We start from the raw sequence: 12,940 nt of genomic DNA, 5'->3' as shown, positions 1-12,940 counted from the left end.
CGGTGGCGCTCGTGGCTCCTCGGCGGCCGTCCGGCGGGACCGCCTGGTGGGTCCCGGGGGAGGCCGCCGCGCTGGCCGACCACCTCCGGTGCGCCCGCGAGTCGGGCCGGCCGGCCCTGGTGCTGCTGGACGACGTCTGCTCCCTGGCCGAGACCGACGTGGAGGACCTGGTGCTGCGCCTGGCCGCCGCCCGCGGCGGGGAGGCGCTGGTGGGGGCCGGTTCCTCCGCGGAGCTGGCGGGCGCCTACCGCGGGCTGCCGGTGCTGCTGCGGCGCGCCGGGCGGGGTGTGCTGCTCGGGACGGGGCCACGGGTCGAGGGGGAGGTGCTGGGCCTGCGCTCGCTGCCGGCTCCGGGCCCCGGTCCGGGGGCCGGTTTCCTCGTCGGCGGCGGGGGCACGGCGGGCACCGCGCTGCCCGTGCGGCTGGCGGCTCCCCGGCGGTGGGCGGAGCACGCCCCTGCTGCCTCTACGGTGGCGGGGTGACCCCCCTGGACGGACCCCCGGACGTCCGCGTGCGCGAAGCCGCGGTTGAGGACTGCGAGGAGATCGCGGTCATGGTGCGTGCCCTGGCGGCCCACGTGGGCCACGAGGGCTCGGCCACCGCGACCGCCGCCGACTTCGAGCGGGCCCTGTTCGGCCGCGATGCCCGCGTCGGTTGCCTCGTGGCCGAGGTCCCCTCCCCGTCCGGCGCCGTGGTCGCGGGGATGGCGATGTGGTTCACCACCTTCTCGACGTGGCAGGGGCGTCACGGGGCGTGGCTGGAGGACCTGTTCGTGCACCCCGGCCACCGGGGGCTGGGCATCGGCCGCACCCTCGTGCAGACCCTCGCGGGCGTGTGCGCGGAACGGGGCTGGGGGCGGCTGGAGTGGCTCGTCCTGGACTCCAACACCTCGGCGCAGGCGTTCTACCGCCGGCTGGGTGCTCAGCGGCAGGAGGGCGCCTCGGTGTGGCGGCTGGCCGGGGAGGACCTGCCGGCGGTGTCGGGCACGATGACGGAGGCGAACCGAGGGTGAGTGCTGAATCACGCTCCGCGTCTGAGACGCTGGGAACCACAGGTCGCGCGACACCGGCGGCCCAGGACCTCGGAGGACGGACAGTGGCGACCGACGTGGCCGGCGCGGACGCCGTCAGCGACCTCGTGGAGCTCAGGGTGCCCGCCGACCCCGCCTACCTGACGGTGGTGCGCACGGCGAGCGCCGGGCTCGCCGCCAGGCTCGACCTGACCCTGGACGAGATCGAGGACCTGCGCATCGCGGTCGACGAGGCCTGCACCCTGCTGCTGGACCCCCAGGAGGCGGACGGGCGGATCACCGCCACCTTCCGGCTCGGCAGGGGCGCGCTGGAGGTCGAGGTGCGCGGCCCCGCGACCAGCCTGCCGGAGCGCTCGAGCTTCGCGTGGGCGGTGCTCGAGGCGCTCGTCGGTGAGGTCACGACCGGGCAGGGCGAGCACGGCGCGTGGATCGTGCTGCGCCACACCAGGGCACGGGGGGCGACGTGACGGGGATGGCGACGTGAGCGGGGGGACCACGTGGGCGGGGAGGTGACGTGATGGCCGCGGTGGACGGTGGCGACACCACCGGGCACCTCCTGGCCGGCCCTCCTGCCGCTCGCCGGGGGGACGACGAGCCGCGGCCGGTCGAGCCGGACGCACCGCACGAGCTGGCCGACTTCCAGCGCCTGGCGGGGCTGCCGGAGGGCAGCCCCGAGCACAGTGCGCTGCGCGAGGCGCTGCTGCGGCGCCACCTGCAGCTGGCCGACCACCTGGCGCGCCGCTTCAGCGGGCGCGGCGAGCCGCACGACGACCTCGTGCAGGTGGCCACCATCGGCCTCATCAAGGCCCTGGACCGCTTCGACGCCTCCCGCGGCGTGCCGTTCCCGGCCTATGCCATCCCCACGATGCTCGGCGAGGTCAAGCGGCACTTCCGCGACCGCGGCTGGGCGTTGCGGGTGCCGCGGCGCATGCAGGAGACGGGACGCGCCCTGGCGGACGCGCGGGAAGCCCTGACGCACGAGCTGGGCCGGGCACCGACGGTCGCCGAGCTCGCCGCCCGCACCGGTCGCGACGCCGACGAGGTCGTCGAGGTGCTGGAGTCGGCGAACGCCTACGCCACCGTCCCCCTCGACGTGGCGGCACCGGACGTCGGCGCAGCACACCTGGGGGCCACGGACGAGCAGCTGGAGCGGGTGGACAACCGCGAGGCGCTGCGACCGCTGCTGGCGCGGCTGCCGGCCCGGGAGCGGCGCATCCTCGCGCTGCGCTTCGTGCGGGGCATGTCGCAGTCGCAGATCGCGGCGGAGGTCGGCATCTCGCAGATGCACGTCTCGCGGTTGCTGAGCCGGACCCTCGCCCAGCTGCGGGAGGGGCTGGGCGGCGACGAGGCGTGAGCTCGGCCCGGCGCGCTCAGCGCTCGGGGTCGGGCAGGACGTCGCGGGAGAAGAGGCCGGCGAGGACGAGGGCGGCGGGAACGCTGAGGAGCAGGCCGGCCCACGTGGTGCCCCCGCCGAACTGCGGCAGCCCGACCGCGAGCTGCAGCACCTGCCACACCAGCAGCGGGGCGCGCACCCCCCGGCGACCGGCCAGCAGACCACGCGCACCCAGGACCAGGGCGACGGCCAGGAGCAGCGCGGAGGCGGCGAGGGCCACGGCGGCCCCCGGCTCGGTGGCCCGGCTGACGAGGAGACCGCGCACCTCGTAGGCCGCACCGGCCAGGGCGAGCAGTGCTTCGAAGCCCACGAGGGCGACCACGACCCGGCGCGGCCACCGCCGCTGGGCGTGCGGTGGGGGCGTGGCTGGTGCAGGCTGGGAAGAACGACTCACGAACGCAAGCTAACCGTCGGTGCGGGAACACACCCGCATGGCCTATGTGTTACGAGCATGTGACGAAAGCCTCAGGGTCAGGTGACGAGGAGACCGCTTCTTCCCCTTGTGGGACCCGCCCTGGGATGTGAGTCTGTATTCAACGAGATCCCCGACGATTCGAGACCGCACGCGGTCACGCGATCGTCCCGGCACCGCCGGCGTCGCCGGTGCTCAGGGATCATCGCACCCGAGACCGTTCCCACGGCTTCGGCGTGCGTACCCGACACCGCTACGCAGAGGAGTGAACAACCGATGGACTGGCGCCACCGTGCCGCCTGCCTCGACGAGGACCCCGAGCTGTTCTTCCCCATCGGGAACACCGGACCGGCGATCCTGCAGATCGAGGAGGCCAAGGCGGTCTGCCGTCGCTGCCCGGTCGTGGAGTCCTGCCTGAAGTGGGCCCTCGAGACCGGGCAGGACGCCGGCGTGTGGGGCGGGCTCTCGGAGGACGAGCGCCGCGCCCTCAAGCGGCGCGCGGCCCGCGCCCGCCGCGCGAGCTGACCGCCGCGTCGACGCAACGCAGCAGCGCCCCGGCCCCAGGGCCGGGGCGCTGCTGTGTGTCACCCGCCGGTGGTGGACCTGCGCAGCGTGCGGATCCGGGCCTCCAGGACCACCTCGGTGCCGCCCTGGGCGCTGGCACCGAAATCCATCCGGCCCCGCAGCTCGCCCGCCACGAGCGAGTGCACGATCTGCGTGCCCAGACCGGAGCGCCCCACCGCGAAGTCCTCCGGCAGGCCCATGCCGTCGTCGGACACCGTGACCACGAGCCGCTCGTCGTCCTGCCGGTCCACCCGCAGCTGCACCGTGCCCGTCTCACCGGGGCGGTAGCCGTGCTCCACGGCGTTCGTCACCAGCTCGGTCAGCACGAGCGCCAGCGGCGTGGCGTCCTCCTGGCGCAGCGCGCCGAAACGGCCCTGCCGGTCGATGCGGATGCGCTCGGAGGACGCCGTGGCCACCTCCGCGGCGAGCAGCAGGCAGCGGTCCAGCACCTGGTCGAAGTCCACCGCCTCGTCCACGCCCTGGGCGAGGGTCTCGTGCACCAGCGCGATGGTCGCCACCCGCCGCATGGCCTCCTGCAGGGCGGCCCGACCCTCGTCGGAGCGGATGCGCCGCGCCTGCAACCGCAGCAGCGCCGCCACCGTCTGCAGGTTGTTCTTCACCCGGTGGTGCACCTCCCGGATGGTGGCGTCCTTCGTCATCAGCTCCCGCTCCCGCCGGCGCAGCTCGGAGACGTCGCGGACGAGCAGCAGCGCACCCACGCGTGCCGGCGCCGCCCCCGCCTCCTCGCGCCGCGTGAGCGGGATGGCCCGCATGGACAGCGTGGCCGCGTCGGTCTCCAGGTCCGTGCGCCAGGGGGCGCGGCCCATCACCACCAGCGGCAGCGACTCGTCGACCGGCAGGTGGGTGGCCACGAGGCTGGAGGACACCTCCGCCAGGTTCGCCCCCACGAGATCGCCGATGAGGCCCGCGCGGTGGAAGGCCGACAGCGCGTTGGGGCTGGCGTAGGTGACGGTGCCCTCGCCGTCGAGCCGGATCAGCCCGTCGCCCACGCGGGGCGCACCCCGTCGTGACCCCGTGGGCGCCCCGGCCTGCGGGAAGTCACCGGAAGCCACCATGCGCGCCAGGTCGTCGGCACACTTGACGTAGCTCAGCTCCAGCCGGCTGGGGGTGCGCGAGGCCGCCAGGTTCGTGTGGCGGGCGAGGACGGCCAGCACCCGCCCGTCGCGGACCACCGGGATGGTCTCCTCCCGCACGGCGGCGTCCTCGTCCCACTCCGGTTCGCGCCCGCGGATCGTGCGCGCCTCGTCGAAGCTGGCGTCCACCTGGGGACGCCGGCCGCGCTCCAGCACCGCCCCCACCACGTCGTCGTAGTGCACCGTCGGCCCCGTGGTGGGGCGGCAGTGCGCCACCGCGACGAAGCGGCGCCCGGAGTCCGCCGGTGCCCACAGGACGAGGTCGGCGAAGGACAGGTCCGAGAGCAGCTGCCAGTCCCCCACCAGGAGGCGCAGCCACTCCGCGTCGCTCGCCGACAGGTCGGTGCGGTCGCGCAGCAGGTCCGTCGTGGAGGGCACCACAGCAGCCTAGGGCCCCGCCGGGGACCGCCCGCGGCGGCGTCCTCAGCCCGCCCGCAGCACCGTGCGCAGCACCCGCAGGGCCACCGACAGCGGGGCGAGATCGGATTCCTCCAGCTCGCGCACCTCCCCGAGCGTCTGCCGGGCCCGGCGCACGGCGGCGGCGTTGGCCTCCTCCCAGGACCGCACCGCGGCCACCGGGTCGTGCGGGTCCGGGTCGGCGCCGCGGGTGGCCCCGTGCACGAGGACCGCCCTGGTGAGGTCGCGCAGCGCGGCGTACAGGTCGTCGCGCAGGGCCGCGCGGGCGAGGGCCTGCCAGCGGTCGGCGCGCCCCAGACCGCTGATGCGCGTCAGCAGCTCGTCGATGCCGTACCGCTCCGACACGGCGTACCAGGTGGCCGCCACGTCCAGCGGCGCGCGGCGCACCTCCTCGGCGAGCTCCACGACGTCCAGCAGCGAGAACAGGTGCAGGAGGCATGCGGTGCGCACCGCATCGGCGGTCGGCACCCCGAGCCCCGCGAGCTCCTCGGCCTCGGCCTGCGCCGCGTGCGCCTCCGCACCGCGCAGCAGCTGCGGGACCTCGGGAGCCAGCTCGGTGACCACCGCCCGGAAGCGGTGCAGCTCGGCAGGCACGTCGAGGCCCTCGGGCCGCACGTGCAGGAACCAGCGGACCGCGCGGTCCAGGAGGCGTTGCACCTGCGTCGTCATGCGTGCCTGCACGACCGTGGGCACCTGCCCGTCGAGCGCCTCGACCGCCGCGGCGAGGGCGGGCAGGCCGAAGATCCCGCGGGTGATGACGTACGCGCGGACCACCTGCGCCGGCTCGGCACCCGTCTCCTCCTGCGCCCGGAAGGCGAACGTGATGCCTCCGCGGTTGACCATGTCGTTGACGACGACGGTGGTGCTGATCTCCCGGCGCAGCGGGTGCTCGGTGAGGCGTTCGCCGAAGCGGTCGACGACCTCGGCGGGGAAGTAGCGGCGCAGCACGTCCGCCGTCCAGGGCTCGTCGGGCAGGCCGCCGGCCAGGACCGCCCCGGTCAGGGACGTCTTGGCGTAGGCGCTGAGCACCGCCAGCTCCGGGACGCTGAGCGCGCGCCCCTCCCGGGCCCGCCGCTCGAGCTCCGCGCCGTCGGGCAGGAACTCCAGGGTCCGGTCCAGGGCCCCGGCGGCCTCCAGCGCGTCGAGGAAGCGGCGGTGGGCCGGCAGCAGCCGCTCGGCGCCGGCGCTCTCACCGGAGAGCAGCAGGTTCTGCTCGTAGTTGTGCCGCAGCACGAGGTGCGCCACGTCGTCCGTCATCCGCGCGAGCACCTCGTTGCGCTCCTCGACGCCGAGCGCACCGTCGGCGACGAGGTGGTCGAGCAGGATCTTGATGTTGACCTCGTGGTCGCTGCAGTCCACGCCCGCGGAGTTGTCGATGGCGTCGGTGTTGAGCTTCACCCCCCGCAGGGCGGCCTCGATGCGACCACGCTGGGTGAGCCCCAGGTTGCCGCCCTCCCCGACGACGCGGACCCGCAGCTCCGCCCCGTCGACGCGCACGACGTCGTTGGCCTTGTCCCCCGCGGCGGAGTGCTCCTCGGTGCTCGCCTTGACGTAGGTGCCGATCCCGCCGTTCCACAGCAGGTCCACCGGTGCGCGCAGCACCGCCTTGACCACGTCGGTGGGGCTGAGCGCGTGCGTCCCCGGGTCCAGCCCGAGGCGCTGCGCCACCTGCGGGGAGATCGGGACGGTCTTCGCGGTGCGGCTCCACAGCCCACCGCCGGCGCTGATGAGCGAGGTGTCGTAGTCCGCCCACGAGGAGCGGCCCAGGCCGAAGAGGCGCCGCCGCTCGGCGAAGGACGCCGCCGGGTCCGGATCGGGGTCGAGGAAGACGTGCCGGTGGTCGAACGCCGCCACCAGCTTGATGTGCTCCGACAGCAGCATGCCGTTGCCGAACACGTCACCGCTCATGTCGCCGATGCCGACGACGGTGATGTCGCTGGTCTGCGGGTCGACACCGAGCTCGCGGAAGTGGCGGCGGACGCTCTCCCACGCGCCCCGCGCCGTGATGCCCATCGCCTTGTGGTCGTAGCCGTGGGAGCCACCGGAGGCGAAGGCGTCACCCAGCCAGAAGCCGCGCTCCTTGGCGATCTCGTTGGCGATGTCGGAGAAGGTCGCGGTGCCCTTGTCCGCGGCCACCACGAGGTACGGGTCGTCACCGTCGTAGCGGACGACCTCCTCCGGTGGGACGACGACCTGCTGGTCCCCCGCGGTGCGCCGGTCGTCGGTGACGTCGAGCATGCCGCTGATGAAGGTGCGGTAGCAGGCGATGCCCTCGGCCCACCAGGCGTCGCGGTCGACGGCCGGGTCGGGCAGCTGTTTGCCGACGAAGCCGCCCTTGGCCCCCGTGGGGACGATGACGGCGTTCTTCACGATCTGCGCCTTCACCAGACCCAGGACCTCGGTGCGGAAGTCCTCGCGCCGGTCCGACCAGCGCAGCCCGCCGCGCGCCACGTCGCCGAAGCGCAGGTGGACCCCCTCCACGCGCGGGGAGTACACCCAGATCTCGTACGCCGGTCGGGGTTCGGGCAACCCGGGGATCCCGCGGGGGTCGAGCTTGAACGAGAGGTGCTCGTGGCGCCGCCCGTCGGGCGCGTGCTGGTAGGCGTTGGTGCGCAGGACCGCGTGCACGAGGGACAGCAGTGCGCGCAGGATGCGGTCGGCGTCCAGCCCGTCGACCTCCTCCAGCGCGCCGGTGGCCTCCTCCAGGACGGCGGCGACGGTCTCCTCCCGTTCCGCGGGGTCGGCCGAGCGCCCCGGCCCGAAGCGGGCCTCGAACAACCGCACGACCAGCCGCGTGACCCCGGCGTTGGCCAGCAGGGTGGCGGCGACGTAGTCGAGGCTGTAGGGCAGCCCGGTCTGACGCAGGTAGCGGACCAGGGCGCGGACCACCGCCACCTGCTGCCAGCGCAGACGGGCCACGAGGACGAGCCGGCTGAGGGAGTCGGTCTCCACGCGCCCGGACCAGGCGGCGGCGAAGGCGGTCGTGAACAGCTCCTCCATGGCCTCCAGGTCCGAGCCGCCGTCCTGCAGCTCGCCGGGCAGCCGGAAGCCGAAGTCGTACACCCACGCGGTCGAGCCGTCGTCGCGCCGCAGGGTGTGCGGGTGCTCGTCGGTGACGATCACACCGAGGTCCGCGAGCAGCGGCAGCACGGTGCTGAGGGTGACCGGTTCGGTGCGGTAGAAGATGAGCCGCCAGATGCCCTGCTCACCCTCGTCGGGCTCGTGCAGGGCGAGCTGGGGGGTGTCGTCGCCCTCGGCGAGCGCCCGCAGCAGCTCCTCGAGGCGGTGCACCTCCACGACGGCGGTGAAGGGCGTCACGTCGGCGCGGTAGGCCTCGGGGATGCCGGTCACCCAGCGGCGCGCGAGGGCGGCACCGTCGTCCTCGCCCAGCACGTCGCGGGCCGCGTCGGCGAACTCGTCCTCCCAGCTGCGGCTGGCGCGCACCAGCGCGGCCTCCAGCTCCGCGGGGTCGGCCTGCCGCAGCTCCTGCCCGGGCCGTGCGCGCACGACGATGTGCAGCCTGGCGAGCACCGACTCCGACACCGCGAGGGTGTGCTCCACGGAGGCCGCGTCGAACGCCTCCTGCAGGACGCGCTCGATCTGCTCCCCGACCTGTGTGGTGTAGCGGTCGCGGGGCAGGAAGACCAGGCAGGACATGAAGCGCCGGTAGTCGTCCTGCCGCAGGAACAGGCGCGTGCGACGGCGCTCCTGCAGGCGCAGCACGGCGAGGGCGGTGCTGAGGATGTCGTCGACCGGCGCCTGCAGCAGCTCGTCGCGCGGGAACGTCTCCAGGACGGTGAGCAGGTCCTTGGAGGAGTGACCGCTGGCGGAGAAACCCGCCCGCGCGAGGACGGCCCCCACCTTCTCCGCCACGACCGGCACCCGGCGCACGCTCTCGGTGTACGCGGCGGACGTGAGGAGACCGAGGAACCGGCGCTCGCCCACCACGTGCCCGTCCTCGTCGAAGGTCTTGACGCCGACGTAGTCGAGGTAGGCGCGACGGTGGACCGTGGCACGGCGGTTCGCCTTGGTGATCACCAGGGCGCGAGGCTCGCGGGCCCTGTCCCGCACGGGTCCGCTGAGCCGGCGCGGGGGGTGCTGCGGCGCGTCGGGCGAGTCGCTCATGACGCCCAGCCCCGTACCGGGGCGGGCCACGAGCACGTCGTCACCTCCGACGGTGAGCAGGTCGTACTCCCGGTAACCGAGGAAGGTGAAGCGGTCGTCCGCGAGCCACCGCAGGAAGCGCGCCGCGGTCCGCGTCTCCTCGGCCTCCGACCCGGGGGGTGGCGCATCCCGCAGTGCGTCGGCGAGCTCGACCGCGCGCTCACGCATCGCCGTCCAGTCCCGGACCGCCAGCCGCACGTCAGCGAGGACGTCGGCCAGCGACTCCTCGAGGAGCTGACGCCCGGCCGGTTCGTCGATGCGGTCGACCTCGATGCGGATCCACGACTCCCGCGGGCATTCCTGGTCCCCGTCCTCGCACACCTCGTGCAGCACCCCGTCCCCGGTGCGGCGCACGAGCAGCTGGGGGTGGAGGAGCAGGTGGATGCCGTGCCCCTGACGGCTGATCTCCGCGGTCACGGAGTCGACGAGGAACGGCATGTCGTCCGTGACGACCTCGACGACGCTGCGCCGGTGCCCCGAATCCCCCGGTGGGTGCACCCGCACGACGGCGCTGCCCGGCGGGCGGTGCAGGCCGGTGCGCAGGTGCGACAGCAGCGCCTCGGCCACCTCCTGGGGGGAGCGGGAGACGAGCTCCTCGTCGGGGGTGTGCGCGTAGTACGCGGCGAGCAGCGCGTCGAGCGCGCCCGGTGTCCGCATCCCGTCGGGGAGGTCCGCGCCGGCCGCCTCGGTCGCTGCGCGAGCGGTGGTGAGGACCAGTCGGGTTCGTTCGGCGACGTTGCCGGGCATTGTGCGCTCCGTAATCGCAGGGTGGACGCTGCGTCCCGACCCTAGCCCCAGCAGCCGCTGCGAGGCCGTGTGAGGCGGTCACCTACGCTGGGCCGGTGGCCGCCACGGGGCGCCAGCACACGGGTCAGAGGCTCGAGGATGCGAGGAACGCGTGCACGTGCGGGAGGAGCACCGCTTCGAAGCGGCGGTGGTGGACGTCGTCGCGGTCCTGACGGATCCCGGCTTCCTCGAGGAGAAGTGCCGTGAGACCCGCGCGCTGGAGCACTCCGCGGACGTGCAACAGGTGGGGTCGAACCTGATCACGACCGTGCGGCGCGCCCAGGCGACGACAGGGCTGCCCGAGCTCGCCACCAGGTTCCTGGGGCAGCGCTCGGTGCTCGTCGAGACGGTGACGTGGGCTCCAGCCGGAGCGGACGGCCGCCGCACCGGACGCTTCGAGCTGCTCGTCGAGCGAGTTCCGCTGTCGGCCACCGGCACCATCTCCGTGGTGCCGGTGGGACCTGCCGCGTGCTTGCAGGTTCTGGACGCCGAGGTGACGGCTCGGGTACCGCTGTTCGGGAGACAGGCGGAGCAGGCCGCGGCCGACGGGCTGCGCAAGGCCCTCGCCGTCGAGAACGGGGTCGCAGCCCGCTGGCTGGCGCGCCGCGCCGGCTGAGCTCTCAGTCCAGCGCGATGAGGTCGTCGACCTCCGTGGCGTCGTACCAGAGCAGCTCGTGTCCCTCGACCGCCTCGACGACGAACTGCGCATCCTCGTCCCCCGCCTCGGCGGCGGGCAGCGCCTCCACGGCGGTACGCACGTCGGGGACCGCATCGTGGTCGTCGACGTGGACGCTGACGAGGGCCGCACGAGGCACGTCAGCCGTGATCAGCACCGCGGAGCGCCCCGTTCCCGTCATCGTCGTCGGGGGCGTCGCCCGGACGTGGCCGGCAGGCACGTCCACGGCGAGGACCACGCGCCGGCGCGGGGCCAGCGGATCGGCTGCGAGCAGGTGCAGGGAACGCTCGGCCGCGTCGGAGGACGCGGCGTACTCGAGCTCGTCGTCGAGCTCGCGAGGATCGGCGTCGACGTACCAGTCGCGCAGGGCCGCCGTGACGGCGTGCGCCTGCACCGGCGCGGACACCAGGGGCGTCGAACCCCCCTCGTCGGCCAGGTGGCGCAGCTGCGCCAGGGTGGCCGGCAGGTAGACACGGGTGCTCTGCCCGTCATGGTCAGCCACGAGACCTCAGTCCGCAGCCGGGCGCTCGACGACGGGGGCGTTCTCGGCGTCGTCGGTCTCCTCGTCGAGGAACGTGATGCCGTCGTAGGCCGTCAGGCGCTCCTCGGCATCCGTCTCCCCGAGGTGGTCGCTCGCCGCCGCACGTTCGAACCAGCGCTGCGCTTCCGCGGCTCGCCCGACCTCGGCCAGCGCGTCGGCGTACGCGTACCACAGGCGCGGTTGCCACGGCTGCTGCGACCCCTCGGCACGCAACTGCGGTGACTGCAGAGCGACGACCGCGGCTTCGGCCTGCCCGAGATCACGACGAGCACCGGCGGCGACGATCAGCATCTCGACCTGTCCTCCTTCATCGAGCATGCGCACCTCAGCCGACCGCGCGAGATCGAGCGCCCGTTCGGGTCGTCCGAGTCCCCGTTCGCAGTCGGCCATGATCGGCAAGTGGGACGAGTCACCCGTCAGCCGCTTCGCGGCACGCAGTTCTGCGAGAGCGGCGTCGAAGTGACCGGCCCGGTAGGCCGCGAGGCCCGCGGCCTCCCGCACCATACCGATGCGCCCGGCCCTGCGTTGTGCTGCACGCGCATGCTGCCAGGCCAGCTCGGCGTCGTCGTCCAGCAGTCGGCCGGCCATCACCAAGTGCCGTGCGACCACCACCGCGTTCGGAGCTGCAAGGCCGCGGAGGGCGTTGCGCGCCTCGCCATCGAGCTCGCGGCCGGTGACGTCGTCGGGCAGTGCGGGCTCGTCAGCACGGCCGGCACGAACGTGCTCCGGCGGTCGGCTGTTGCGGCGCAGCTCGCCTGCCATGGCGCGGCCGCCAGCGCTACGGGACGTCCTGGTCGCACCGCCGCGCGGCGAAGCGCTGTACTTGGGTGGAGCACCGGATACCCGCGCGTTGTCCGAGGCCCGATCGCCCCGTCGATCCGCCGGAGCCTTCCCTCCACGAGGGACGCGCTCTTGACGCGGGGAGTTCGACAGACCCTCAGCGCGCTGCCCGCCGGGACGACCGCGCTCCTCCCGCACGGTCTGGTCGTCACGGCTTGCACGACCACGCGTCTCGCGGCGGCGGTCGGCAGACCCTTCACGCCGACCTTCCGCGAAACCCGAACCGCCCGCTCCCTTTCCGCCGGGACGGGACGGACGCGTCGCACCACTGCGCTCCGGACGTCCCCTTTCCGGGCGACCGGCAGCCGCGGTGCCGGAACCATCGGAGGAAGAGTGCTGCGTCCGCGAACGCCCGGCACCCTGACCAGCAGAACGCTGCGCACCACCGCGCTCAGGGCGTCCACGCTCGGGACGTCCACCAGAGCCCCCGGTAGGACGCGGCGGTCGCTGGGCACCGCTGCGCTCCGGACGCCTGGTGGCATCGGCGCCAGCACCATCGGACGATGAGGGCCGCTGACCCCACGAACGACCCGCACCCTGCCCGGTCGCGCGCTGCGCGGTACCGCGCTCAGGACGGCCACGCTCCAGACGCCCAACCGCGCCCGCATCGCCCGAGGAGGAGGGGCGCTGAGTCCGCGAACGCCCTGCGAAACCACTCCCGCCGCCGCTCGACCGGGCTCCGCGTGGCCGCTGACCCTTGCCGTCATTCGCATGGGAAGACGAGGGAGTGCCTGAGGTCACAACAGATCCTTCGGTGATAGCACGTGGGCGCCGACACGGCCGGCTCCAGCCATGGTGACAGCAACTCGAGTCGAGGCGATACGCCGATGCCGAGACAGCGGCAGGGTGGCCAACGTAGATTACCCCACCCCCGCAGCGCGGGGGTGGGGTAATCTTTTAGAAGTTGTTCGGCGGTGTCCTACTCTCCCACCCCCTGGCGGGGGCAGTACCATCGGCGCTGGA

10 protein-coding genes and 1 pseudogene are annotated in these 12,940 nt (G+C 74.0%); 6 read left to right on the top strand and 5 right to left on the bottom strand.

The features are described 5' to 3' along the window. The 4 genes and pseudogenes from ABEB16_RS03610 to ABEB16_RS03595 all read left to right on the top strand — a co-directional run. Positions 1–482, top strand: a pseudogene (locus ABEB16_RS03610) (hypothetical protein); the annotation flags it as partial. Further along, positions 479–1,012 carry a GNAT family N-acetyltransferase gene (locus ABEB16_RS03605; RefSeq protein WP_345710903.1) on the top strand — a complete coding sequence of 178 codons (534 nt, stop codon included), beginning with the start codon at positions 479–481 and terminating at the stop codon, positions 1,010–1,012. The pseudogene ABEB16_RS03610 and the gene ABEB16_RS03605, both read left to right, overlap by 4 nt. An 83-nt stretch (positions 1,013–1,095) precedes the next feature. After that, on the top strand, positions 1,096–1,497 hold the full coding sequence (locus ABEB16_RS03600; protein WP_345710902.1) for an ATP-binding protein: 402 nt from the start codon (positions 1,096–1,098) through the stop codon (positions 1,495–1,497). 50 nt (positions 1,498–1,547) lie between these two features. After that, a complete protein-coding gene (locus ABEB16_RS03595) occupies positions 1,548–2,384 on the top strand; it encodes a SigB/SigF/SigG family RNA polymerase sigma factor (protein ID WP_345710901.1) in 837 nt (278 codons plus the stop codon). A 16-nt stretch (positions 2,385–2,400) separates the two neighbouring features. Here ABEB16_RS03595 and ABEB16_RS03590 read toward each other — a convergent pair whose 3' ends face one another. Beyond that, complete coding sequence (locus ABEB16_RS03590; RefSeq protein ID WP_345710900.1) at positions 2,401–2,817, bottom strand: hypothetical protein; 417 nt, start codon at positions 2,815–2,817, stop codon at positions 2,401–2,403. Between the two features lie 294 nt (positions 2,818–3,111). On the opposite strand from ABEB16_RS03590, the gene ABEB16_RS03585 reads away from it, so the two are divergent. Then, positions 3,112–3,360, top strand: a complete 249-nt coding sequence (locus tag ABEB16_RS03585) for a WhiB family transcriptional regulator (RefSeq protein ID WP_345710899.1) — start codon at positions 3,112–3,114, stop codon at positions 3,358–3,360. A 59-nt stretch (positions 3,361–3,419) separates the two neighbouring features. On the opposite strand, the gene ABEB16_RS03580 is transcribed toward ABEB16_RS03585, so the two are convergent. Next, positions 3,420–4,931 carry a sensor histidine kinase gene (locus ABEB16_RS03580; protein WP_345710898.1) on the bottom strand — a complete coding sequence of 504 codons (1,512 nt, stop codon included), beginning with the start codon at positions 4,929–4,931 and terminating at the stop codon, positions 3,420–3,422. Positions 4,932–4,976: 45 nt separating this feature from the next. After that, positions 4,977–9,881, bottom strand: a complete 4,905-nt coding sequence (locus ABEB16_RS03575; RefSeq protein ID WP_345710897.1) for an NAD-glutamate dehydrogenase — start codon at positions 9,879–9,881, stop codon at positions 4,977–4,979. Between the two features lie 151 nt (positions 9,882–10,032). On the opposite strand from ABEB16_RS03575, the gene ABEB16_RS03570 reads away from it, so the two are divergent. Then, a complete protein-coding gene (locus ABEB16_RS03570; protein ID WP_345710896.1) occupies positions 10,033–10,536 on the top strand; it encodes a DUF2505 domain-containing protein in 504 nt (167 codons plus the stop codon). A 4-nt stretch (positions 10,537–10,540) separates the two neighbouring features. Here the strand turns inward: ABEB16_RS03570 and ABEB16_RS03565 are convergent, their stop codons facing one another. Both ABEB16_RS03565 and ABEB16_RS03560 read right to left on the bottom strand, forming a co-directional pair. Then, positions 10,541–11,098, bottom strand: coding sequence for a DUF6912 family protein (locus ABEB16_RS03565; RefSeq protein ID WP_345710895.1), 558 nt, complete (start codon positions 11,096–11,098; stop codon positions 10,541–10,543). A gap of 6 nt (positions 11,099–11,104) precedes the next feature. Then, positions 11,105–11,899, bottom strand: coding sequence for a tetratricopeptide repeat protein (locus ABEB16_RS03560; RefSeq protein ID WP_345710894.1), 795 nt, complete (start codon positions 11,897–11,899; stop codon positions 11,105–11,107). Between the last annotated feature and the right edge of the window lie 1,041 nt (positions 11,900–12,940).

This window comes from Kineococcus glutinatus (genome assembly GCF_039542765.1).
Taxonomy (GTDB): Bacteria; Actinomycetota; Actinomycetes; order Actinomycetales; family Kineococcaceae; genus Kineococcus_A; species Kineococcus_A glutinatus.
This window is presented reverse-complemented; position numbering and strand designations above follow the sequence as displayed.

What these genes read in the sequence shown, in the direction of transcription:
- ABEB16_RS03595 (WP_345710901.1), top strand. Translation starts at nt 1,548, where the DNA reads ATGGCCGCGGTGGACGGTGGCGACACCACCGGGCACCTCCTGGCCGGC.
- ABEB16_RS03585 (WP_345710899.1), top strand. Translation starts at nt 3,112, where the DNA reads ATGGACTGGCGCCACCGTGCCGCCTGCCTCGACGAGGACCCCGAGCTG.
- ABEB16_RS03575 (WP_345710897.1), bottom strand. Translation starts at nt 9,881, where the DNA reads ATGCCCGGCAACGTCGCCGAACGAACCCGACTGGTCCTCACCACCGCT.
- ABEB16_RS03560 (WP_345710894.1), bottom strand. Translation starts at nt 11,899, where the DNA reads ATGGCAGGCGAGCTGCGCCGCAACAGCCGACCGCCGGAGCACGTTCGT.